21 protein-coding genes are annotated in these 24,805 nt (G+C 36.6%); 13 read left to right on the forward strand and 8 right to left on the reverse strand.

The window, feature by feature from the left end; all coding sequences use genetic code 11:
* Positions 1–69: 69 nt before the first annotated feature.
* Positions 70–234 (forward strand): hypothetical protein, encoded by a 165-nt coding sequence (locus BC008_RS50210; RefSeq protein ID WP_201026061.1) that lies wholly within the window; start codon positions 70–72, stop codon positions 232–234.
* A 203-nt stretch (positions 235–437) separates the two neighbouring features.
* Positions 438–1,259 carry an alpha/beta fold hydrolase gene (locus BC008_RS00345; protein WP_058182926.1) on the forward strand — a complete coding sequence of 274 codons (822 nt, stop codon included), beginning with the start codon at positions 438–440 and terminating at the stop codon, positions 1,257–1,259.
* 72 nt (positions 1,260–1,331) lie between these two features.
* On the opposite strand, the gene BC008_RS00350 is transcribed toward BC008_RS00345, so the two are convergent.
* The 5 genes from BC008_RS00350 to carA all read right to left on the reverse strand — a co-directional run bounded on the left by BC008_RS00350 (position 1,332) and on the right by carA (position 5,683).
* On the reverse strand, positions 1,332–1,634 hold the full coding sequence (locus BC008_RS00350) for a DUF1816 domain-containing protein (protein WP_027845539.1): 303 nt from the start codon (positions 1,632–1,634) through the stop codon (positions 1,332–1,334).
* Positions 1,635–1,804: 170 nt separating this feature from the next.
* On the reverse strand, positions 1,805–2,770 hold the full coding sequence (gene rlmB, locus BC008_RS00355) for a 23S rRNA (guanosine(2251)-2'-O)-methyltransferase RlmB (protein ID WP_027845538.1): 966 nt from the start codon (positions 2,768–2,770) through the stop codon (positions 1,805–1,807).
* Between the two features lie 69 nt (positions 2,771–2,839).
* Complete coding sequence (locus BC008_RS00360; protein ID WP_027845537.1) at positions 2,840–3,319, reverse strand: Mini-ribonuclease 3; 480 nt, start codon at positions 3,317–3,319, stop codon at positions 2,840–2,842.
* A 420-nt stretch (positions 3,320–3,739) separates the two neighbouring features.
* Positions 3,740–4,090: an STAS domain-containing protein gene (locus BC008_RS00365; protein ID WP_058182927.1), complete on the reverse strand. Its 351-nt coding sequence runs from the start codon at positions 4,088–4,090 to the stop codon at positions 3,740–3,742.
* 420 nt (positions 4,091–4,510) lie between these two features.
* Positions 4,511–5,683: a glutamine-hydrolyzing carbamoyl-phosphate synthase small subunit gene (carA, locus tag BC008_RS00370; protein ID WP_027845535.1), complete on the reverse strand. Its 1,173-nt coding sequence runs from the start codon at positions 5,681–5,683 to the stop codon at positions 4,511–4,513.
* A 970-nt stretch (positions 5,684–6,653) separates the two neighbouring features.
* On the opposite strand from carA, the gene BC008_RS00375 reads away from it, so the two are divergent.
* Positions 6,654–7,967, forward strand: coding sequence for a retropepsin-like aspartic protease family protein (locus tag BC008_RS00375; RefSeq protein WP_058182928.1), 1,314 nt, complete (start codon positions 6,654–6,656; stop codon positions 7,965–7,967).
* On the opposite strand, the gene trpD is transcribed toward BC008_RS00375, so the two are convergent.
* Both trpD and BC008_RS00385 read right to left on the reverse strand, forming a co-directional pair.
* Positions 7,897–8,952 carry an anthranilate phosphoribosyltransferase gene (gene trpD / locus BC008_RS00380; protein ID WP_027845534.1) on the reverse strand — a complete coding sequence of 352 codons (1,056 nt, stop codon included), beginning with the start codon at positions 8,950–8,952 and terminating at the stop codon, positions 7,897–7,899. The two genes, BC008_RS00375 and trpD, sit on opposite strands and share 71 nt — an antisense overlap.
* A 428-nt stretch (positions 8,953–9,380) precedes the next feature.
* A complete protein-coding gene (locus BC008_RS00385; RefSeq protein WP_027845533.1) occupies positions 9,381–9,920 on the reverse strand; it encodes a retropepsin-like aspartic protease family protein in 540 nt (179 codons plus the stop codon).
* Positions 9,921–10,321: 401 nt separating this feature from the next.
* Between BC008_RS00385 and BC008_RS00390 the strand changes: the two genes are divergently transcribed.
* The 6 genes from BC008_RS00390 (at position 10,322) to BC008_RS00415 (ending at position 19,269) form a co-directional block, all read left to right on the forward strand.
* Positions 10,322–10,690 (forward strand): nuclear transport factor 2 family protein, encoded by a 369-nt coding sequence (locus BC008_RS00390; protein WP_027847040.1) that lies wholly within the window; start codon positions 10,322–10,324, stop codon positions 10,688–10,690.
* A 94-nt stretch (positions 10,691–10,784) separates the two neighbouring features.
* Entirely contained in the window at positions 10,785–11,639 is an 855-nt protein-coding gene (locus tag BC008_RS00395; RefSeq protein ID WP_027847041.1) for a hypothetical protein, read from the forward strand.
* Between the two features lie 275 nt (positions 11,640–11,914).
* A complete protein-coding gene (gene fusA / locus BC008_RS00400; RefSeq protein WP_027840662.1) occupies positions 11,915–13,927 on the forward strand; it encodes an elongation factor G in 2,013 nt (670 codons plus the stop codon).
* Between the two features lie 296 nt (positions 13,928–14,223).
* A complete protein-coding gene (locus tag BC008_RS00405; protein ID WP_027840661.1) occupies positions 14,224–15,606 on the forward strand; it encodes a P-loop NTPase fold protein in 1,383 nt (460 codons plus the stop codon).
* 1 nt (position 15,607) lies between these two features.
* Complete coding sequence (locus BC008_RS00410) at positions 15,608–18,286, forward strand: nSTAND1 domain-containing NTPase (protein ID WP_036264180.1); 2,679 nt, start codon at positions 15,608–15,610, stop codon at positions 18,284–18,286.
* 113 nt (positions 18,287–18,399) lie between these two features.
* Positions 18,400–19,269, forward strand: coding sequence for a polyphosphate kinase 2 family protein (locus tag BC008_RS00415; RefSeq protein ID WP_027840660.1), 870 nt, complete (start codon positions 18,400–18,402; stop codon positions 19,267–19,269).
* A 227-nt stretch (positions 19,270–19,496) separates the two neighbouring features.
* Here BC008_RS00415 and BC008_RS00420 read toward each other — a convergent pair whose 3' ends face one another.
* Positions 19,497–20,144, reverse strand: a complete 648-nt coding sequence (locus BC008_RS00420) for a helix-turn-helix domain-containing protein (protein WP_036264160.1) — start codon at positions 20,142–20,144, stop codon at positions 19,497–19,499.
* Between the two features lie 818 nt (positions 20,145–20,962).
* Between BC008_RS00420 and BC008_RS49190 the strand changes: the two genes are divergently transcribed.
* The 4 genes from BC008_RS49190 (at position 20,963) to BC008_RS00435 (ending at position 24,803) form a co-directional block, all read left to right on the forward strand.
* Positions 20,963–21,127, forward strand: coding sequence for a hypothetical protein (locus BC008_RS49190; RefSeq protein ID WP_161938051.1), 165 nt, complete (start codon positions 20,963–20,965; stop codon positions 21,125–21,127).
* 1,116 nt (positions 21,128–22,243) lie between these two features.
* A complete protein-coding gene (locus BC008_RS00425) occupies positions 22,244–22,750 on the forward strand; it encodes a hypothetical protein (RefSeq protein ID WP_058182929.1) in 507 nt (168 codons plus the stop codon).
* Between the two features lie 205 nt (positions 22,751–22,955).
* On the forward strand, positions 22,956–23,756 hold the full coding sequence (locus BC008_RS00430; RefSeq protein WP_027840658.1) for a 2OG-Fe(II) oxygenase: 801 nt from the start codon (positions 22,956–22,958) through the stop codon (positions 23,754–23,756).
* Between the two features lie 222 nt (positions 23,757–23,978).
* Positions 23,979–24,803: a 2OG-Fe(II) oxygenase gene (locus BC008_RS00435; protein ID WP_027840657.1), complete on the forward strand. Its 825-nt coding sequence runs from the start codon at positions 23,979–23,981 to the stop codon at positions 24,801–24,803.
* Positions 24,804–24,805 lie beyond the last annotated feature (2 nt).

The following is a 24,805-nucleotide window of genomic DNA, read 5'->3' on the forward strand; positions in this document are numbered from 1 at the left end:
ATAGGTAATTGTTCACAGTTAACAATTAACACTTACCGCTAAACTGTCAACCCCTGAGACTAAATCTGGGTGAATTACGCCTTTCTTTTTGGAATGAGAGGGAAGTGTGGGGAGTGTGGGAAGTGTGGGGAGGTGTGGGAAGTGTGGGAAGTGTGGGGAGGTGTGGGAAGTGTGGGAAGTGTGGGGGGGAAATCGCAAAAAACAAAAGGGTTTGAAAAATCGGATTTTGTATGATATTAAATTCAAGTCAAAATTCAAAATTACTTAAACCCCCTCAAAATGAAGGAAATTAGCACTTTTTCTCGCTTTTGCTAAAATCTCTAATATTTAAGGGTTATAAAATGTACGAGTTGATAGATAACTTATTTTTTTACATTTTTCGATCTATCTTCCCAATCCCTAATCCCTAATCCCTAATCCCTGATCGCCAATCACCAATGCACCTTAACGTTAATATTCAAGGAAAAGGTTTTCCCATTCTTTGCTTACACGGTCATCCTGGTTCCGGTAATAGCATGTCAGTCTTTACCGAACATCTATCACAACACTTTCAAACCATTGCTCCCGACTTACGGGGATATGGAAAAAGTCGAACCAAGCAAGATTTTGTAATGACAGACCACTTACAGGATCTTGAAGAACTTTTAGATCGCTTACAAATAAAAAAATGTTTAATTCTGGGATGGTCCCTGGGTGGTATCGTGGGGATCGAATTAGCGTTAAAACTACCACACCGAGTAACAGGACTAATCCTTGTTGCAACTGCTGCAAAACCCCGCAGCAATCATCCACCAATTTCTTTACAAGATAATTTATTTACTGGTATTGCCGCACTATTAAATTACGTAAAACCAGGCTGGGACTGGAATATTCAAACTTTTGGTAAAAAATCTCTTTTCCGTTATTTAATTAATCAACATACTCCCAGTACCTATAGCTATATTGCAAAGTATGCCGTACCAGCCTATTTACAAACTTCTAGTTTTGCAACTCGAGCTTTAAACAGAGCGATCAAAACTGACCGGAATCGAATACCGGATTTATACCAAATACGATCCCCTTCACTAATGCTAACTGGTGCTGCAGACCGTCATATCACCGCCCTAAGTAGCTTAGAAACCTCACAAAACCTCAGCAATTGTAAGTATAAATGCTATCCTCAAACGGCCCATTTGTTCCCTTGGGAAATTCCCGGACAAGTCCTAGGAGATATTGATAATTGGCTGGGAGAAAATCTGTCAGTAGTTTGCAATCAGTAGCCTCAGCAGAAAAAGTATTTCTATCTACCAAGGACTATTGATTGCCTATTTCATGTAGCCCTATCAAGCAAATTAAAGTTGACCGCTAAAGACAGGCTTTACTTTGCGGTCAACCCATTCCCCCAAGTCATCTGCAACTGTTAATGCACTTGGTTTACAGCGCTTGACGTTTACATATATTCCTATTGCTCCCTCGGCTTCTAAATCCTCTACATAACCCTTCATTGCAGCTTTTGCTTCTGTTGCATCTAGGAAAGGACCAAAGTAATAGGTGCACTTAGGATGTTGGGTATGTACTTCTACCCACCAAGCCATACCAACACCTTGGGCAACATTGGTTAATACTTCCTTGAAATTATTCCAAATCATACTCATAGTTTTCCTGGTAACTTACTAAATCTGGTTGGAGTTTGTTAAATTTTTTGTTGTTGCTTTTACATTTCTTTATACTCTGTTACCCGAACTTTTTCAAAACATTCTTGGTTACTAATGTTTTGGCTCAAATTTAGTTTTTGACTCAAATTTGAGCGGGTAACCAGTTGTAGTTAATCTAAATGCAGTGTATTTGACCAACGTTGACGATAAATTTCATACAGAACCATTCCCGATGCTACGGAAGCATTAAAACTAGGAGTTTTACCCATTGTCGGAATGGATACCAAGAAATCGCAGGAGCGTTGGGTTAACATACTCAGACCTTCTCCTTCGGAACCAATTACCACAACTATTGCACCATTAAAATTAACTGTGTGTAAAGATTGACTTGCTGAATCATCAGTGCCATAAATCCAAAAACCAGCTGATTTTAATTCTTCTAATGCACGGTGTAGGTTAACTACCCTCGCTACGGGAAAGTTTTCTAATGCGCCTGCTGCAACTTTTATTACTGTAGAAGTAATTCCGGCAGATCTCCTCTGGGGAATCACCAAACCTTGAGCGCCGATGGCTTCAGCTGTGCGAATAATTGCTCCTAAGTTGTGAGGATCGGTAATTCCATCAGCAGCAATAATTACGGGATCGGATACAGATTTTATTTTTTCGAGTAATTCTTGCAAATCTAGATATTCATGGGGTGCGACCTGCGCAGCTACACCTTGATGATTTGCTCCATGGGTGATTCGATCCAAGCGCTTTGGTTCAACTTCATCAACAATACTGCCATTTTCCTTTGCCTGTAAAATTAACGAATGAAAACGAGGATCGTAGCGAAGACGGGGAGCAATCCAGATACGATTGAGAAGACGCTTGTTTTCCAGAGCTGTAAGTACGGGATGACGTCCGTAAATCAAATCTTGATTTTCTCGATCCCTCATTTCTGGGTTTGTTGTCCTGTTAGAGGGCTGGAAGTTAGAATTTCGTTCCCGCAGTCCATCGTTATGAGTCCGTTCTTTTTTCGATTCATTATTGCGTGGTTTTCCAGAGTTACGGGAAACAATTCGCTTACCTTTAATTTTTAAGGGCTGACCATTTTTTGGGCGTTCGGATTTGATTTTTTTTGATTTGTTAGTCATACATCTACACAGTAGAAACACCGCTTGAGCGAATGCATCAATTTAGTTTTCCGAAATCGTGATAGCTGTTTAGTTCTCCAAATTCAGTTTGTTTAATAATTCATTTAAACGTTGAATATCAGTTAGATATAAATAGCCGATTAAAGTTTCTAAACTTGTTGCTTGTTGATAAGTTTGGGGATCTAAACGTTTGGGACGTCCCGTAGCCGCATTACGACCTTTACGGACGATCTCCAACTCAGTTGCAGTTAAATACTCCCAGAGCGATCGCAGTAATTTAGCTTGAGTTTCTGCCCTCACCTGTGTGACCACCAAATGGTGGTAAGTTTTTGCTTGCTTTTGGGGAATGAGATAAAAAGTCCGAACATAGAGTTCATAAACTGCATCTCCCAAATATGCCAGTGCTGTAGGAGAAATTCGCTGCAACTGTGACCGATCTACCATGTTGGAGAATTGCTCTAGTTTATTCGCGAGCGTTTCACACGTCGATGAGTGTTTCCTCGGAGATTCGTCTTTTTTCCCCAAGTGCTCTTCCCCCTTTAATGTCACAAGATAACTGTCCCTTTAATTAAATCAAGAAGATTGTTTGTCAGATAAAAAAAATTATTAAAATACTGCCGCGACACTCTACCAAGGATAATCGCAGTTAAAAGAGTTGTTTCAAATCATTTTAGCTCGACAATAAGAACTTGGGAGAGATTTTGATGATAAATTTCCAAAAATTTTCCAGAATTTTTTCAGAATTTTCCCAAAAATATTCCAGAAATTTTTTAGAATGTTCCCAGAGATTTTCTAAAATCTTTTCAGAATCTTGTCAGAATTTTTTAGTTAATTATGTAAACACAAATATTTAAGTCGGATATTAAACTTTAGACATAATACTAGATCGAATCGAATTTTGAAAAAAATTAAGCTATCCAGATTCTGGGATCGGATAGCTATACTAAGCATTTACTCAAGGGAGTAAAACTACTTGATATTTTCTAAAGCCTGGTCAACCGATGGTTGTAAGGCAAGAAACTTCTCTAAGCGAACTAGCTTGACAGTTTGAGTTACACGAGCATTAGTAACAATTTGAAAAGTGCCTCCAGAAGTCTGTGCTTGCTTGGCTAGCTGTACTAAAGCACCTAGACCGGAGCTATCGACAAAGTCGATTTGTGAGAGATCCAAAATAATGTGCTTTGGTCCTTCATCCATTTTGGTTCCCAACACTTTTCGAAATGTTGGCTCGGAAAAAGCATCTAATAGACCTGTGAGGCGGAATAACTGAGAACTATCCCTGACTTCGCGAGTACCTCTCAGGCTGACGGTGAGATTCAGTGGCTCAGCAATAACTCCCTCCTTATTAAATTACAAACGCTCCAGTATAGATGTTTTTTGTGCATCTTGTCTACATCTCTTAAAGACTTGATTGTAAACCGCAAGTAACATTTAAAACATTTCAGTCAAACATTTGGGGGTCATGAGGAAATTTGTAATCCTTAAAGTTTGGTATAAATTTCTCATATTTATCGAGTTAATTTTGCTCCCTCCCTGTCGGACAATAAGGCATTTTTATCTTATAGCAGAATTGTGCGCCTTCTTTACTCCACTTTGCAGACCCACCGATTTGTTAACAGAAACCAGGAATGGAAGCTGTTTGACACCTACATAATTTTTAGGTTTTTAGTAGTTTAGGTTTTTAGTTGTATATACCTCACTTACTTGTAATCCTGTATAAATCCCCAATTAGGCTCACCTTTAACTGATTTCAACTTTATCTGAATGACGAGCAGCATGCATTGCTTGAACAAATTTCTCAAATAAATAATCAGCATCGTGTGGACCGGGACTCGCTTCGGGATGATATTGTACGGAGAATATTGGTAAATTTTTGTGACGCATCCCCGCAACTGTAGAATCATTCAAGTTCAAATGGCTAATTTCGATTTCTGCTGTTTGTACAGAATCTTTTTCAATTGCAAAGCTGTGATTCTGACTGGTGATTTCTACTTTTTGCTTTAGACCAGCAGGATGATTTAAACCACGGTGACCAAACTTGAGTTTAAAAGTCTCAGCACCCAAAGCATGACCAATAATTTGATGTCCCATACAGATACCGAACATTGGTTTTTGACTTTTTAACAGTTCTTTAGCTGTTTCAATTCCTTCACTCACAGCAGATGGATCTCCGGGTCCATTGGACAGAAAAATACCATCTGGTTTGTAATTGAGAATTTCTGCTGCTGATGTATGTGCGGGAACGACAACGATCCGACAACCATAACTAGCTAAACGTCGTAGAATATTACGCTTGATCCCAAAATCCAAAACTACGACTGTAAAAGTTTCTTGTTTTTTGTTTGGTTGAAGTAATTCTGAATTAAACTCCCAACTAGGAGCAGTTGATTGGTCCCATTCATAAACAGTGGAAGTTGTTACTTCCTTCACCAAATTTAGACCATTCATGTTGGGAGCGTCCTGCACCCGGAGTAATAGTTCTCCAGGATCGAGAATTTCTGTGGAAATACCACCGTTCATGGCTCCATGAACGCGAATTTTACGTGTCAAAGCCCGGGTGTCAATCCCATATATCCCAGGTATTTGATGCTTGTGTAAGTAATCAGGTAAAGACTGAGTTGATCGCCAGTTACTAGGTCTATTACAAATATTACGTGCGATCGCACCCCTCACTTGGGGTTTTTCCGATTCTTCGTCGTCAGGATTAACACCGGTATTCCCTAATTCAGGATAGGTGAAGACGACTATCTGACCGCAGTAACTTGGATCTGTGAGAACTTCTTGATAACCAGTTATCCCAGTGTTGAACACTACTTCTCCGATGGTAGTTCCCGTAGAACCAAATGACCATCCACGATAAGTAGTCCCATCTGCGAGAACGAGCAAAGCAGGTATTGCGTCAAACAGGGGCATAAGCAAGTGAGTATGAAAGCCTTTCATCAGCTGCAATTATTAGCTGCAACTATTTACAGTTCGATGCTAATTATCCCATAGTTAATTGTTTCTGATAAATTGCACCATTTTATATAAGATTTGTAGGAGCATTATTCTATAGCCCTACGTAATTAGGTCAGGAAATTCATAAATACTAAAACCTGTGATTATTGAACTTTTGGTCGCCTTCTTGTGCGGTCTGTTTTGCTGTGCTTTGCACCACTGCAAGCCCACAACACCTGGAATATGTTTTCGCGAACTGAAGGTTTCGTGAACTGTTAGCTCTGATGCAATCTGTTATGTTCTACGGACACGCCCTTAGCTTTTAGTTATTGCTGTGCTGCTACGGTCCACTAATGACTTGTGCATAGCCCTATATTTCTTATTCTCCGTTTTCCGTTTACCATTTCCTATGTCTAAAAGTAATTAATCAAAAATAAAGAATTAACCTATAAGAATCTATAAATGAGAAGATTAAGGACCAAGAAATTAAAATCAAATATTTAATTTTGAATTACAAATGGTGCTAGTCACTTGACTTTGTATTCCTTACGTGTTTACTCACTTTTGTTTGATGTAAATTGGTCAAATATATGACTATCTACTACTTGAAAGTTGATTATTCTGAGGTATTTCAGGAAAATGTAATTCTCCAATTGGGGAATGACAATAAATCCGGATCGCACCTTGTAGGAGTAAGTATGAGAAGTATGAAGGATATGGATAAATCCCAATAATAATGGAACATTTTCAAGGTCAGATTTGTATAGGATTAATTTTTTCCGGTTACTTCACTTAATATCTCTCGTTCGCGTTTTCTCGGGGTTCCAAATTTTCTTCAAATTCATTCATACTCTTCTCCAGATTTTCTTCACTCATCTCACAAGTTGAAATTAATTAAGCAAAGGTAGATTTGAAGAATAATACCCAGGTAAAATTAAAACTTATTATGCTGCAGCCTCTATTGTCTCGTTCTGGCTTATTTTTTCTTTCCGCAATGCTAACACTATTAACTATTGCTTGTAGTAGGGAAAATGAAAGTCTGAAAACTCAAAATCAACAAAAATTAGGACACAATCAGCCCAATACACAAACATCTACTCCTGAAATTAACCCTCAAATTGAATCTGGACTTAACCCGTCCCCGATTAAAACTCAAAATAATGTGGGTCATTCCCCTGACTATGCCAGTAATTCTGTTTCCGAGCAAAATACGAGACTTGATTTATTGGAACAAGCACTCGATAAAGCTGCAAATGCCTCAAATATTAGTCATACTGCACAATCTAGAGATGATTGGCGACTGGTTATTACTCAATATCAAGATGCGATCGCCTTGTTGAAACAAGTTGGACGGCAAAGTATCAACTACACTATGGCACAAATTAAAATTGCCGAATATCAGCAGCAGATCCAATATGCTCAACAACAAGCTCGTTTAGTACAACCCAGGGATGTGGTTGTATCGCGATCACCAAAATCTATATCAGGGGTAGCAGGATTCAATATCCCCCAAATCATACCTGAATCAAAGAAACAGCCATCATTAACAACTCCAGAAGAAAGTTCTTTTAAAGAAGAATTATCTCTTGAGAAAATAAAATCACCTGCCCATCTTAATCAACAAATATCTTCCCAACCAATATCTTCCCAGCAAACATCTCCCTCACAACAAACATCTCCCCAAAAAATACCTTCAAAAGCCGAAAATCAAGGAGAAGTTTTTGCTCAACAACAAGATAGACAAAAATTAGAACGTGATCGAGAAGAAATTGTTTTTACTGTTCCCATTAAAAGGCGTGTTGGTGGAACTCCGGTGATTGAAGTTAATTTTAATGGCGATCAGCAATTTGACATGATTGTCGATACAGGAGCATCTGGGACAGTTATCACTCAAAATATGGCAAAATCTTTGGGAGTTGAAGCTGTCGGGAAAGCACAAGCAAATACTGCCAGTGCCAAAGCTGTAGAATTTTCCATTGGCTATGTTGATTCCATGGAAACAGCTGGAGTTCAGGTAAATCAAGTAGCAGTAGCAATTGCTGGTAAGGAATTAGAAGTAGGACTTCTAGGGCACGATTTTTTCGGAAATTACGATCTCACAATTAAACGTGACGTTGTTGAATTACGCCCACAGTCCGATTCACAAGTCGATCCGCCAATTGAAACTCCAATTCATTCCCCAAGAATTATTACTTCTCCAAAAATTCAACCAACTGTTCCAACTTCTTCCAAGCAGCCCCAGACTGCAGAATCTCTTTAGCTTTTTTGATACCCTCAGTATAATTATTTAGAGTCACTGCTTCACCAACTTGTAGCGCCATTGCAGTATTTAATGCAACCACATCTTGTTGTGCTTGTGTCCCTTGACCTTGCAAAACGTTTTTCAGAATTTCACAATTTTCTTTTATATCTCCTCCTCTTAATGCTGTTGTTGGTGCAGAATGTAAACCTAATTCTTCAGGATTGATGCTTGCTAACTTCACTTCACCTTCTGCTAGCAGCGCCAGATCTGTTAAATCTGCCAAACCCGCCTCATCCAGTTTTTCTCGCCCGTGAACTACAATTGCCGTTGGAGTACCCAATAACTGAAGTGACTCAGCGATTATTTTTACTAGTTTGGGATCGGAAACCCCAACTACCTGTCCTTTAGGACGTAAGGGATTCACTAAAGGTCCAATCAAATTAAATATCGTCCTAATTTTCAAAGTTCGTCGCAACTGAGCAACTGATTTGAGAGCTGGATGCCACCCAGGAGCGAACAAAAAGGTTACTCCCACTTCTTCTAGAGCAGCCCGGACTTTTTCCGCAGGTGCATTGAGATTGATACCCAAAGCTTCTAAAACATCAGCACTACCGACACGACTAGAAGCAGAACGATTGCCATGTTTGGCGACAGATAAGCCAGCGGCTGCGGCAACAAATGATACTGCAGTGGAAATATTAAAAGTTGATGCTCCATCTCCTCCAGTCCCGCAGGTATCGATGGCATTAATATATCTTGAATCAGGGGTACTTGATTGGGAAGATTGGGCTTGCACAACAGATGCCATACCTGCTAATTCAGGAGCAGAAACACCTTTGCATTGTAAAGCGGACAAAATAGCTCCTGATAACTCAGGAGGAATTGATTCATTTAACCATCCCTGCATTAATTCTGCTGCTTGGGTGCGCTCGAGAGATTGATAGTCCAACAATTGTTGTAATATTTGAGACCAATCTTCATAAGATTGTGGTGAATTATTCATAGGTAGTTGGGGATTAGGAACTGGGGATAGCACTGGGTTAGGCAACAAGTAGCATATGTTTTAAGAAGTAATTACTATTTATAAGTACTTTTACTCTCAGGAGAGCATATGCCAATGTAACACTAGCGACACTTTCCGAACAAAAAGCACAAATTACAAGTTTACAAATTTACAAATTTACAAATTCACAAGTTTACAAATTTACAAGTTTACAAATAATGAATTATTTAAATATCTACCGTCTTTTCCCATTAGACAACGTTTTTGATATTTTATTCAAACAATATTCAAAAAAATTTTCCCAGGGTATAATCTGAGAAATCTATGGAATTTGGGTAAATTTTTCAAAACTTATTATTGAATTCAAACTTCAAATTCAAAACATAAAATAAAATAATTGAAATTATATTATTCAAAAATAATAATAGTTAAACCCGGCGATGGAACTCAACAATATTTTGCAGAATTTTTACATCATAATTACCAAAAAAGTCATGTCCTAATAGTCCAATCTCTGCTTTTGGGGCGATCGCAACTTCAACATCTTTTACAACAACTTTACCCGCGCCAATCGAACGAACCTTACCTGTTTGCAGTTCGATTTGAGAACCGTCAGCAATAATCGCATTTATGATCCCTGAGGGAGTCAGGTTTAAAGTGCTCGCCATCCCTTGGGTAATAAGAGTTTTACTTGCACCTGTATCAACAATCATTTCAAAAGACTGACGGCCATTGAAAGTAACATCTATAACAGGAGTTCTGCCACTGCGACGTTTAATTGGGACTCTAAAAACTCTTGTATCTGCAGGGGTAACACCGCAAAGATTTCCCAAGCTGATGCTCTTCCCAGATGAAGTAACCATAAAACAGACACCTTGATTTTCAGCACTTGCTGTATCTGAAGAGATCGAAAAAATTAGAGGGATAAGTGCAACGATTTTTATCCACTCTTTGGTAGTCTTATTCACAGCTTTTTCTCCTAGGTTATCCTAAATCGGTTTATTGTTTAGGTTACCCAAATCGCTCAAAAAATAAGTCTTCGGTTATCAGTTAATGCGCAATACTTACAGTACGCTTACGCTAGGTAGCGCACGCTATAGCTATAGCTGCGCTACCTACGGATCCGCTAACAGTTAGTAGTTGTCAATTAATGGATTGCTGTCAGCGCTGTACCTACTGTAGAGTTTGGGTTTATACCAATTACCAATTACCAATTACCAATTACCCATTACCCATTACCCATTACCCATTACCAATTCTATTGCCCATTATCAACAATAACTAATGACAATCTTGAAAGCATATGTTACAGATCTAATACATAAATTATTTTTGATTGTGATTTTAAAGTTGTAGTAAATTGGCGGCGATGGAACTTAGCCAACAGGATCGGAACTTACTAGAGCGCCTTGAAGAATCTTTATGGCGCGAGGAAACGCGTTTTGATATTGCGTTAATTAAAGAAATTATAGCTGAAGATTTTATTGAATTTGGAAAGTCAGGTCGTATTTATCACAGAAGTGATGCTTTATCGATCTCAGCACAACCAATAGAAGCAATAATTCCACTTCCAGATTTTGAAGCGCGTTTGCTTGCCGAAAATGTTGCACAAGTCACATACAACAGTGCAGTTACATACCGAGGTGTTATCAATAGGGCGCGGAGAAGTTCTATTTGGACGCGATCGCCATCGCCCCACGGTTGGATTTTAAGGTTTCATCAGGGCACCCCATATTAGCAGGCTAAAGGGGCAAAGAACATCTGAAATTTGGAAATATAAAATTGGGTTATTATTTGAGACTAGTAATATCTCTTATTTAAAGAAAATTAAAATGTCTCCCTGGCTTTCCCTGTTACAAAAACCCAAAAATCTTCGAGATAAAGGTGTTGCACAAAATTGGTTTACAGAAATTGGGAACTATCTGCTTAATGGTTCCGATTTAATTGTTGGAAATCAAGTGCACCGAATTATTGAGATTGAATTTTACTGTTTTGCACCCGAACATCCCGACTACTTTGCTCACAGAGATCCACTGCAGAAAGAATGCGGAAGTTGGTATTTTCATCGCAGTGGTGGAAAGTATAAAAATGGCAGCTTCAAAGGGTTAGATTTAACTTTTGGCGATGGCGAAATGTTCTGTGGAGTATTATTTCGTACCATTGAGTCATCAACAGGAAAGTTAATCTGTGGACCTTCTCTCTGTGTCGATTATTTACTTGCATCAAGCGATCATGATGATGTGAAATCTTTAGATGAAGCGATTGCTGGGAAAAAAGCTTGGGATCCTCAAAACCCGGTTTTCCTCAGGGAAAAAAATATACAGGAGGAAAATCAGATTTTTCGTTCGGGAAGAGTAGGTTTGACCCTAAGAAAAGCTAAGTCATTTCCCAGTTTGACGGAATATATTCTCAAACCCTATCGCTACTTTGTTGAACCAAGAAAAGTTAGTAAAGGTAAGCCCTACATCGTACTTTCTATGTATCTTCAAGGACTAAGTCAAGAAGATATAAAACAAAATACAGGTAGCCCTAATTCAAGTATTGAGCGATACATCAATGATTTTGAAGTTGGAAAACAAGAAGAAGATTTTTCTCCTTATTTTGTTAAGAATTTGAATACCAAAGCACTCTGTAAACTTCATGGAACTTGGTATCAGCATTTTTTGAGTAATGTTAGCGCACAGTAATGAGTAATACCAAATCCGATTTTTAAAATCCCTTTATATTTTTTGGGATTTCCCCCCCCACACCTCCCACACCTCCCACACTTCCCTCTCTCATTCTAAAAAGGGGTAATTAATCCGGATTTAGTATAATTTAGTCTTCCCCATCCTCCCACACTCCCCACACTTTCCCCAAGTCTCCAGTCCCTAGTGACAAATATATCAACATGTAATACAATCATAATACATAAATCTTTTTTGATTTAGAGGTTGTAATTAATTAACAAAAAGGAAGTCTTATGATTCCCCGAACGCGTATCCGTAATATTGGTATATCTGCCCACATTGACTCTGGTAAAACTACATTAACAGAGCGGATTCTCTTCTACACTGGTAGAATTCACGCTGTGGGAGAAGTTCGGGGAGGTGGTAAGGGAGCTACTATGGACTTCATGGATTTGGAAAAAGAACATGGTATTACCATCGCCTCAGCTGCTACTACTTGTACTTGGAAAGATTCTCAAATCAACATAATTGATACTCCAGGTCATGTGGATTTTACAATTGAAGTCGAACGAGCTTTAAGAGTACTTGACGGTGCAGTCATGGTGTTATGTGCTGTGGCTGGGGTACAGTCACAGTCGGTGACTGTAGATCGTCAGATGAAGCGCTATCGCGTTCCTCGTTTAGCCTTTGTCAATAAGATGGATCGAGTCGGAGCAAACCCATTTGAAGTTGTGCAAGCTTTAAAGGATAAACTACAACTCAATCCTGTTTTGCTGCAATATCCTATTGGTGCTGAAGATAAATTTGAAGGTGTTATCGACCTCATTGAAATGAAGGCTCATTACTTTGAGGGTGAAAAGGGAGAAAGATGGTTGAAAAAATCTATTCCTGAAGATTTGTTGGATCGAGTCCAAGAAGCACGGGAGGAAATGCTTGATACCCTCTCTTTATTTTCTGAAGAGTTAACAGAAGTATTATTAGTAGGTGAAGATGTTCCTCAAGAACTAGTTTGGCGAACAATTCGTCAAGCAACTTTGAGTTTGAATATTACTCCTATTCTCCTTGGTTCGGCTTTCAAAAATAAAGGCGTACAAAATTTATTGGATGCAATTCATCTGTATCTACCATCTCCCATTGATAGGGAAGTAGTTAAAACCATAGAGGGAATAAATATCAACCCCGAGCCAGAAGTGCCTTTAGTTGCTTTAGTATTTAAACTGACTTTAGAGCAGTTTGGACAGTTAACTTATACTCGGATTTATTCCGGTAGCTTAAAATCGGGGGATAGAGTTTATAACTCCCGTACTGGAGAAAAAATCCAAATTGGTCGGTTATTAAGAATGCACGCTAACAAGCGAGAAGAGCTTGATATTGCAGTTGCAGGAGATATTATTGCTTTTACTGGTGTCGAGTGTGCCTCTGGCGATACTTTATATACTGGGAATTCACAAGTGTTCCTAGAAGAAATCTTTGTTCCTGAACCAGTTATTTCTCTAGCGATTGCGCCGAAGAAACAAGAGGATACAGAGCGTCTTGCGAAAGCACTCAACCGCTTTCGACGGGAAGATCCGACTTTTCACGTTAGCATTGACTCAGAGACAAAAGAAACCTTAATCTCTGGAATGGGAGAACTCCATCTAGATATTTATCTCGAACGCATTCAGCGAGAATACAAAACGCCAGTGTATGTTGGTAATCCGGCTGTAGCTTACCGGGAAACAATCTCCCAAAAAGCTAGTTTTGACTACCGACTCAAAAAACAATCAGGTGGTCCCGGACAATATGCTCATGTCTCTGGTTGGATTGAACCATCCGATGAAGAGTTTGTATTTGAGAATCATGTCTTCGGCGGTATGATTCCTAAAGAATATATTCCTGCTTGTGAAAAAGGTTTTCTTGAAGTGATGATGTCAGGGGTAATTGATGGTTATCCTGTAACTGGGTTAAAAGTCATTTTGAATGGTGGTTCCTATCACCCTGTCGATTCTTCAGAATTTGCATTTCAAAGAGCCGCTCATCAAGCTTTAGAACAAGCACTTACCAAAGCTAAACCTTATCTACTCGAACCAATTATGCTGGTAGAGGTTGAGACACCAAATAAATTTTTGGGAAGAGTTCAGGGTGACCTTTGTCGCAGGATGGGTTTGATTTTAGGTTCTCAAATCATGCCCGATTATACTGTGATTCGGGCTGAGGCTCCTCTAGCACAAATGTTTAAGTATTCCCAAGATTTACGCTCCTTGACTTCTGGTATGGCGACTTTCTCTATGCAGTTTGCTTGTTACCGACAAAAGTTCGAAGGTTAAACGAAAACAAGTTGTGTTACTGATGTAAAACATCATACAAAACGGTTATCCGCATTCGCTGATAGAGACGCGTTCTTCTTTGCGTTCCCGCAGGGAAACATATCGCGTCTCTACAATATTATTTTTACTTAATCTTAACTCTTCAATAATTATCAATCAAAGGTATTAAGTCTTACTTACATTGATTATATTTACAATCTATAACATAGTATGTCTTGAAATTTTTATTGCTGTTTAAATCGGGATTTTATTTGAATAGGTGTCAGATCATATCAGAAAATTAATAGACAAAGATTATGACAATAGATTTACGTCGTTTTTTTCAAGTTACAAACCCCAGTAAAACTTTAGCAATTGAAAATTTAGAAGACCAAAAGTACTACATCGATTTTTCCTCTGTACGCGGTGGTAAAATCATTGCAGAATTAAAGGATAAAATTACATTTTTTTCCCCAGATGAACCCACATGTATGTTATTCACCGGACATATAGGCTGTGGTAAATCTACAGAATTGTTAAGATTAAAGGTTGAACTGGAAAAAGAGGGTTTTCATGTAGTCTATTTTGAATCTAGTGAAGACCTAGAAATGGCTGATGTAGATACTGCTGATGTGTTATTGGCGATCGCTCGTCGTGTCAGTCAAAGTTTAAATCTTATCGACATCAATATTAATCCCAATCGAGTCAGTAAACTTAAGCAATTACTACAAGGGGCTGTAGATATTTTAAATAGTGATTTGCAGTCTGTAAAATTTAAGATTCCAGGGTTAGGGGATGTTGGTATATCTTCCCAAGATGAAAGCAATGGAGAAAAATTCTCTCTTGCTTTTGGGATTGGTGAAATCACCACCAGGATAAAAAGTGATGTTAAACTACGACAAAAGCTTAACCAGTATTTGGGACCGCAGAAAAATCAACTCGTCGAAGCAATTAATCAAGAATTACTCCAACCGGCGATCGCAGCTTTAAAGACAATAGGGAAAAAAGGCTTAGTAGTAATCGTAGATAACCTTGACCGAGTTGACAGTCGAGCTAAAGCTTGGGGACGTCCTCAACAAGAATATTTATTTATCGATCAAAGTGAATATCTAACTAAACTTGATTGTCATCTAGTTTATACCATGCCTTTAGCCTTAATGTTTTCCGATGGTTATGGAAATCTAACTCAACGTTTTCCTGAGGATCCAAAAGTTTTACCAATGGTACCAGTGCAATTAAAGGATGGTAGTGATGATACAACTGGAATGATGTTATTGCAGCAAATGGTTTTAGCAAGAGCTTTTCCTGAAGTTAAACCCCAAGAGCGTCTCAATAAAATAACAGAAATATTTGATGAAGCAGCAAGTTTAGATCGGTTATGTCGCATCAGTGGTGGTCATGTACGAGATCTACTGAGACTATTGAATAACTGGATTCAAAAACAAAGAGATTTACCATTACGTCGTCAAACTTTAGAAACATTAATTCGTTCTCGTTGCAATGAAATGACAATGCAGATTTCCGATGATGAGTGGGAATTACTTCGTCAGGTCAAGGAACGAAAAAAAGTTGGAGGCGATCAAGAATATCAAAAGTTAATTCACTCTCGACTGGTATTTGAATATCGCGATCGCCATGGTGAGTCTTGGTTTGATATTAACCCAATTATTGCCCAAGCAACTGAGTTAAAGAGTAAGTAAAATGGGAACCGAAAAATCAGAAAATTGGGAAACAACTCCATCTAATGAAGAAGTATTAGACGAACTTGTTTGGACTTTGGAAAGTTCTAGAGGTGAATTTAAATTAATTTTGGCGCGTTGTAACTATTTACGGTTACGATCACAATTGGTAAAACGCTTGCAATCTCTCACAAATATTGACATCCAGGTTCTCCAACTCCAACGAAGTGATAAAACACTTTACACCACAATTCATGCTCAACTGCAAGCTCGACTCAAAAATCAGCTTGATTGCAAACAACCAGAAGCTTTAATGGTTTTTAATTTAGAGTCGGTTTCTGACATTACCCAAATGTTTAGTACCACCAACCAAGTAAGGGAAGAATTCCGCAAACATTTTCACTTTCCCGTTGTTTTATGGGTAACAGACGAAGTTCTACATCAATTTTTGCATTCAGCCAGTGATTTTGAAAGTTGGGCTACAAGTATTGAATTTTCTCTTTCCACACCAGAGTTAATTAGATTTTTGCAAAAAGATACCGATGCATTATTTACCAGCGCGATGGCTGCAGATATGTACGATATTGGCTGGGAAATGGGTTATTTACGACGTCGAGAAATTACCAGTGCTCTACAAGATTTAGAAGGACGCAAACAAAAACTCGAACCAGTCCTCAAAGCAAATGTGGAATTTGTGCAGGGACAGAACGCCTATCTCAAGAATCAAATTACTGTAGCTTTGAAACATTATCACCAAAGTCTGAATTTTTGGTGTAGATATGTAGCTTGTCCTAGAGACATTATTTACTGTAGAGATGCGTTAGCAAAGCAACATTCCCGCAGGAAAATATGTCGTGTCTCTACAATGAAACGAAAAAAATTCACTGCTAAATTGAAGATAGGTTTGATTATGTTTAATATCGGGTTGTGTTATTGGGAAGAAGCACAAACCCATCGAGTCCAATCCCAGGATGATTTGGAGAAAGCCAAAAGTTACTTTCAGCAAAGTATCAATACCTTTACAGAAACTGACCGTCCTCATTTAGTCGCTAAATTTATCAACTCCCTAGGTGAAGTTTTGCGACAGTTAAAAGCTTGGCGTGAATTACTTTCCCTTGCAGAAAATTCTTTGGGATTGCAACAATTATATGGGAACCCTATACAACTAGCTCAAACCTACAGTTTTTTTGCAGAAGTTGCATATCAGCACAAATGTTGGCTAGATACAAAACATTACATATATAAAGCACTACATAACCTTAGTAAAGTTAAATCACCACCCCAATCGCACCGTAGCTTATATCTGATGTTATTAGCTCAAGCGGAAAATAAGCTTGGACAAGTACCAAGAGCCTTAAAACATCTGCAAATGGCTGCAGATATTGGAATCCAAAGCAATCCACATCAATATATACAGATTTTGCGATCGCTACGATCGTTACATTGGGAGCAAAAACACTATCTCCAAGCTTTTCGCACTAAACTTCAAGAGCGTTTCGTCGAACAACAATATGGTTGGCGAGCATTTGTTGGTCCAGGAATATTACAATCGGTACAACAATCAAAGTTAAAAAATTTTGTTGAGACGCGACACAATAATTTTGTAGAGACGCCACATGTTTCCCTGCGGGAACGCTTTGCTAACGCGTCTCTACATGGGGTTGCACCAGAAATTTTTGCATCCGGTAGAAAGCGCAATATCGAGGATTTATTAGAAAGAATAGCCCGTCCTGACTATAAACTCATAGTAATTCATGGATATCCCGGTGTCGGTAAAAGCTCTTTAGTACAAGCCGGACTTTTACCCGCAGTCAGACAAAGATACCTTGGGACTCAAGATATAGTTCCCATACAGATAACTGATTATCATTACTGGACGAAACAATTAGTAGATCTCTTATTAAATACTCTTAAACAGAAAAATATAATTGTTGAGAATCAAGACCACTCATTTGATAATATTCTTAAATTACTCAAGAAGTGTGAAGAAAAGAATATCCGCATATTATTGATTTTTGATCATTTAGAAGAACTTTTATCAATTGAAAACTTACCAATTAAAAGAAAACTCTTTTTTCACTTTATCTCTAAATGTTTAAATATCCTCACCGTTAAAATAATTATCCTTTTAAGACAAGAATATTTATATATTTTATCTGATATCAATTCACGTTATACTTCTAGTGTTATTCATGATATCTACCATAGTGATGTTCTTTATCGGGTTGGGAATATTTCCATTAATGAAGTCAAGCCATTAATTAAGAATCTAACTAAATTATCTAACTTTCATTTAGAAGAAGCTTTAATAGAACACTTGGTAGAAGAATTAGCAACAGAATCAGTAGAAGTTAGTCCTTTAGAGTTACAAGTTTTGGGAACACAATTACAGACAGAAAATATTACCACATTAGAGCAATATCTTAATTGGGGGCCGAAATCAAGGTTTATCCAACGTTATATTCAAGAAGTCATTACCGATTGTGGCGATGAGAATAAACAAGCTGCCGAATTAGTAATTGAGTTGCTTACAAATAATATTAGTAACTTTACTATTCAAACCAACACAGAATTAGCAGAAAAACTATCTTTATTAGCCGTCAATCTAAAAGTCAAAAAAATAAATATCCAGAAAAGTCAACTCAATTTGGTATTACAAATTTTTATTGAGTCAGGTGTGGTCTCCCTATTATCATCATAAAATTGTCACATATTATGATTTTCCATCTCTAAAAAACCCACAAAGTGAACACCCTAGGTTAAGAGCATTTAGGGAGTTTAGAAGGGAATTGGGGAAACCTGACTAACAAAAATATGAAACACAAACATTTTATTGTCCCACCTGACAAACAAATTTCTTTGGATAAAGACTACGATCCCGCTTACATTGATGACTATAGCAAGAAGAAAGATGCTAAAGAAAAGTTAAAAGCAGGTATCGAACAACTAGCGATTTATCAAGATATTCTCTACGCCCAAAACACCTATGCTTTATTATTAGTTTTTCAAGCAATGGATGCTGCGGGAAAAGACAGCACCATTAAACATGTAATGTCTGGTGTTAATCCCCAAGGTTGTCAAGTGTTTAGTTTTAAAGCTCCTTCAGAAGAAGAACTGGATCATGATTATCTTTGGCGAAGTTATAAAGCATTACCCGAGCGCGGTAGAATTGGCATTTTTAACCGTTCCTATTATGAAGAAGTATTAATAGTGCGGGTTCATCCGGAAATACTCCATAAACAACAACTTCCGAAATTTCCCGACGGAGATAAAATTTGGCTTTCTCGGTTTGAGGAAATTAATGACTTTGAAAAATATTTAGTGAACAATGGGATTATTGTTCTCAAATTCTTTCTCAACGTATCAAAAGAAGAACAGAAAAAACGCTTTTTAAAACGGATAGACACACCAGAAAAAAACTGGAAGTTTTCTAGAAGTGATGTACGGGAGCGGAAATTTTGGGATAAATACATGCACGCTTATGAAGAAGTTTTTAACCACACCAGTACCCCTTGGGCTCCTTGGTATATAATTCCTGCAGATCGCAAATGGTTTACTCGGCTTACTGTAGCTGATATTATCTGCACAAAATTAGAAAAACTCAATTTAAAATATCCCAGCGTTACAGAAGAAAAAAAACAACATCTTTTAGAAGCAAAAGAAATGCTCGAGAGAGAAGAGTAAACAGTTATTCAGTTAATGCGCTATGTACACTTATGTGTCCCGCAATACCTAGAGCTTTTATGGCGACGGCAGATCCGTTCGGAACGTAGCGCAGCAATAGGTAACGGCTCCGGATCCGTAGGTAGCGCAGCTATAGTTATAGCCTCTAGCTGCGTGTATAGCGGTTAAGCTTGCGGCACGGGATTTAAACAAAAATTAAGCCCAAACGAATCCTATTTTAACTAAAATCAGTTGTCGTTTACTAACCTAAGATATTCACTTAAAATATTTTCCTCAGTTTCTAAATGATTTCGATATTGAGAAAATATAATACTCTCTTTTCGGTCGAGAATTGCTTGAAATAATTTACAATGAACATCAAAATAAATACAACCAAATTTTTGAATTATAGAATTGTTAAAAACAATATTTAAATAAAGTTCCTGGTAGGATTGATACATTAGTCTTTTGGCAATAATTTTATTGCTTATGCTGGTGTATTTAAGCAGAAATTGATGAATGTGAAGCTCACAATCTACGTAGTCATCAATCGTATCAAACTTTTTGAAAATTTTAAACATTTGCTCAAATTTTTCCAGGTCTTTCAGATTCTTATTCTCGATAAACATTTTCACTGCCTGTACTTCTCTTTCATATTTTTCTCTAATTATTTCATAGATGTTTATATTCGCCAGTTCTGGATATAATTGACAAGCTCTTACACCCAAAGTTTGACTGAGTTTTATAAGATTCTTAATGCTAGGATACCTACAACCTTTTTCATATAATTGGATAGTTCTAGTTGCCAGATTTGACTCGAATGCTAGTTGTTCTTGGGAGTAGGAGTTTTGTTTTCTAGCGATTTTTAAATTTTGGGGAAAAGAATAAAAACTCATAGTAGATATAGACCTATTTGGCTGTATTAATTTCTTAATTTAGAACTAGTAAAAGATATTCTTGACAGTCAAATTTATATGTTTTTAAATATGTAATTAGAATATAAATTCATTAAATGAATATACTAAAAAATAATTCGTATCTGAAGACCAGTATTAATTTATCAAAATTTTTGGTTATTTAATTTTATGTAGTTCAAATAAAAGAACTAATTCTCAATTCTTAGGAATAGTGAGATATTTCTAGACTTTACCCTAACCGTACAATAATTACAGCAATATCCTATCCTTTGTATCCTTCTTCCATAACTCTGGAGAAGTAAAAATATCAGACTATTTTTTAACCTCAAACAGGGACTGAGTTTGGAGCTTTATTTTCTAACACTATGAATAAAATAATCACTTTTGACTAAAAGTATTATGCAGCAGGAATTTCATTTTTTACTCTGATGAGTAGTGATAGAAAAGCGATATAGCAGTCCTAAATGAATCGTGAGATTATTAGTAACAAGCAGTATGAACATCTTGGCTCCCAGTTGATAGAGAAAAGACACTTCCACTATAATCTTATATATTATTATTTTTCAAAAATGATTTAGGATTGCTATACTCTAATCATAATTTTTGCATATAGGTAATTAGCTAAAAATTATCTGTATTTACTTGACACTGGAAAAATAAGTTCTAGCACAATTTATTCTTGAACTTGGAAATCTCGATTTATTGGATTTTTAACTGAGAAAAAATGTAAATCCTCTTTCTGTATCCCTATTTGTATAGGGATAATTGAAATTAACTTATGCACTAAGGCGATTTATATGTCATACATTAGAAGGGAAGCATCTCAACTTGCAATAATAGAAGCCTTTGCAGGGCTAGAAGATTCTCGTAGTTGTGGCAGACAGCGTCGTAATAGCACTATTTACCTTGGCATGGCAACGTATAGCGGATTGCAAGTAAGTGAGGTACAGCCAAAAAGCTAGAAGTTATACCTAAAGCAGGTTTCACTCCTGACTCTTGTATCCTGTCTCCTGACTCCTGCTATATTGTGTGGTTATCATCAAATAGAAAAGAATTTTCATGTTTTTTTAGTGTTTTCAGAAGCCGTTCTCTCTTTTTTTGAGAAAGACGATTTTGACTGGCATACGTGGCTGGAATTGAAAAAATACTGTTTTTATATAATACAATCAAGCTGCGTATTTTATATAGTACAATCAAGCAACTTAGCAGCTTAACTCATACCTTCTGTTTCTAGAGTTAAAATCTTACCGTCAAAAAAAAACACACACACGTACAAAAGATCGTAGACATTCTTATGAAAACTAACTATGTTTATTTCATAACAAACAAAACTATCTTTTGTGATTCTGAGGAGAGAAATACATAACCTATGACTCTTCTGAACTTAAGAAAATATTGTGAATTGTGTGGTCGTATTGAATCTTTAAATTTAGATGACCTTAAGTAAATCACTTAGAAACAAAGGTTATAAGTTACTCTGTGTGGAAAAACTATGCCGTCCCTTGTGTAAAGCTGGCTTAAGTGCTTTTGCGGTCCAAAAAAATTCAAATTTATAAGTGTCAATATTTTGTTTTTATCTAGATATAGTTGTTTGATTCATATATCTAGGTTTAGGTAACTTATTTAGGTTTTGGTGTATATCCCTTTTCCTAATTGTGTCTAAAGTTTTTTTATACTAATACTTTTTCATTAATTTACTTGGATAATATCTATCTAAGGCAAATTGGGTGTCTTGTTTCTTGCTCTATCTACATTAAAGGCTTTGCTGGAATAGCTTTAATACTGATTACTGTTTAAAGCTTTCTTCACAAAATTTCAGATCACTTATTGCAGAAAGTGATGCAAGAAAACTAAATTCATTCAGTACCGCTGTGACGTCAGGCATAAAACTTGACGCTAAAATATCAATGTTGAGAAATAATACTTCGACATTCTTTAGGCATTTGTAATGTTCTTCGCAGAGACTAAAGAGAAACTGCTTCTAAATCTGGGTATCGACAAGATATTCCAGTTAAATCCAGTTTAATAACATTTTCTCAGTTAGATTTTTGTGTAAACTTCTCACAATTTCAAATCCGATGAAAGAATCTAGTAATAATCTCTATATACCCGAACAGACAACTAAAAAATCTTTAGAAACCTTTAAGGTTTTACCCCATTTCGTTGGTAGATGGGAAGGAAATTGGGTATGTATGGATGCAGATGCAATAGAGATAAAAAGATTCACGGCGATTTTAAATCAGAACATAGTTGATAATCAGTGGGTTCAAACAAATGAAAATTTTTTTGCTGATGGTAAAACAGAGACTCTACACTTCTTTGGTAAACCCATATCTGATGACATAGTTTTTTTAGAAAGTCCCGATATACCCTATTGTAATTTCAAAATGTTAATTCAAGAATTGTCAGATAATATAATCCTTCTTAGGGTGTGGGATAAACTAACAGGAGCACCTTTAGCGACTGAAACAATACACTTAATTAGCCTAAATCATAGAGTTAGGACAATTCAACAGTTTAATCCGCCAGATGGTAATCTTCGTGGTTTTATGATAATAAATGAAAAAAGAACAAATGATATATAAATATAGTATTAATATTTTGTAAATTAAAATTAAATTATTTTGTCTCTTGAATTATCATAATTTAAAAGACAATTTTCGAATGAATAATGCAAATTAAATCTCATAAAAAATATAAAATTTTGCCTTCTCACTATATGGGATCAACATTTTTTATTAATTTATGAAGTATATAAATTTCAACAAATAAAAGGAGTGTAAACTAAATATGGCTACTATAACTTCTGATTTCTTCACCCTCAATAAAGATTCACTGAAAAACTATCCAGATGCAATTAATCAGATATACAGAGGTAATATTGATGGTATTTGTATCAAAAATGTTTTTTCAAAAGAAGATATGCTCAAAGTCAAACATAACCTTGAGAACAAAAAAGATTATTTGAAAGATTATACTTATACTCAAGGTTATGGTAAGTTTATCGGTGCGATTTTACAAGCGAACACAGATGATAAAACAGCATATTTTAAAGATGCTGCAGCTTTAAGAGTGAGATTGAAAAATATTTTCGAACATAGAGACTATGAAACCACAATTCAAGCTGTATTCAGTCAGATATCTGGTGGTAGAGAAGTTCAAGCAGCCCAAGAAAGCTCTAATAAAGTATACTCTCCAGCCATAACTAGATACACTTCTCCCAGTCAGGGAGGTATCAAAGTACACAAAGGAAATGAATTTATCGATCATCCAGCTTTTGATGGGTTAAAGCAAGTTGCTAAAGTCAGAAATAGCCTTAGTTATTTCATAGTAGTTGATAAGCCAGAAGATGGTGGAGAGTTAGTTCTCTATGATGGCTTACCAGACAAATTAACTGTTCCGAAACAGGATTTAGATTTAGATAATTGTCAAAAAAGATCCTTTCAGCCTGATGCTGGAGATATGACTATTTTTCATGGTGCCACTATATGGCATGCAATTTCTGATGTAAAAGGTAAGAAAAATCGTATAAGCATAGGAGGTTTTGTTGGTTTATCAGCAGACGAGCGTAAAGTAGTCTACTGGAGTTAATCAGAAACAAACATTCATGCTCTGCATATATATTTCTCATTGTTCCGCTCGAGAAGTTTTTGGTTCAGATTTTCACTCTTCACTACTTTTTCAATTCTTATAAGTCTCCAATCGAACTGTTTGATAGAGCATGTTCATATCTCATTTTTGAATTTAACTTGCACTTGAAGAATTTGCTCTTGTTTTAGAATTCCCACTAGATAGTTTATACTTCAAAAAATAATGGAAACTAAATACCAAGAAAATATAGACTTGATAAGTCCAGAGATAATTGATAGAAAGTGGATTACTCTAAAAACCGACTCTTTAAGCAATTATCCTGATGGGATCAATCAAATTTACAAACATGATATTCATGGGATAATTATAAAAGAAGCATTCACTCCAGAAGAAATACTCAAAATAAGTTCAAAAATTAAGCATCGCAAAGATAATAGGAAACGGGAAATTTATGGAGAAACATTAGGAACTGTTTTAGTAGCAAATAAAGGAGGTGACAAAACCGAATACTTTAGAAATGCAAACATACTAAGAGAAGATTTAAATAATATATTTGAAACCTCATTTGAGACTACTATTCAAACGATATGTTCTCAGATCTCAGGAGGAAGAATAGTAGAAGTACCTCAAGAATATAATCAAACGTATACATCAGCTACTATTCGTTTTGTACATCCAAATCAAGGTGGGATGCCTTTACATAAAGGTAATCAGTTTATTGACGATCCTGCTTACAATCACTTGAAACAAATTGCCAAAATGGTAAATGGTCTCAGTTATTTCATTGTCATTTCCGAACCTGAAGAAGGAGGCGAACTATTAATCTATTATCCATCACAAGAACAAATGACAATGGCAAGGCAAGATTTAGACTTTGACAAAGGTTATAAAAAATACATTAAACTTGCTGCAGGAGATATGCTGTTATTCCAAGGTGGTAACATATGGCATCAGGTGTGTGATGTTCAAGGGCAAAAGGAGAGAATTACAATCGGAGGTTTTATGGCGATATCTAAATGCGAACGAAAAATTTACTATTGGAGCTAACT

It is taken from the genome of Mastigocoleus testarum BC008 (genome assembly GCF_001456025.1).
In the GTDB taxonomy this organism is placed as follows: Bacteria; Cyanobacteriota; Cyanobacteriia; order Cyanobacteriales; family Nostocaceae; genus Mastigocoleus; species Mastigocoleus testarum.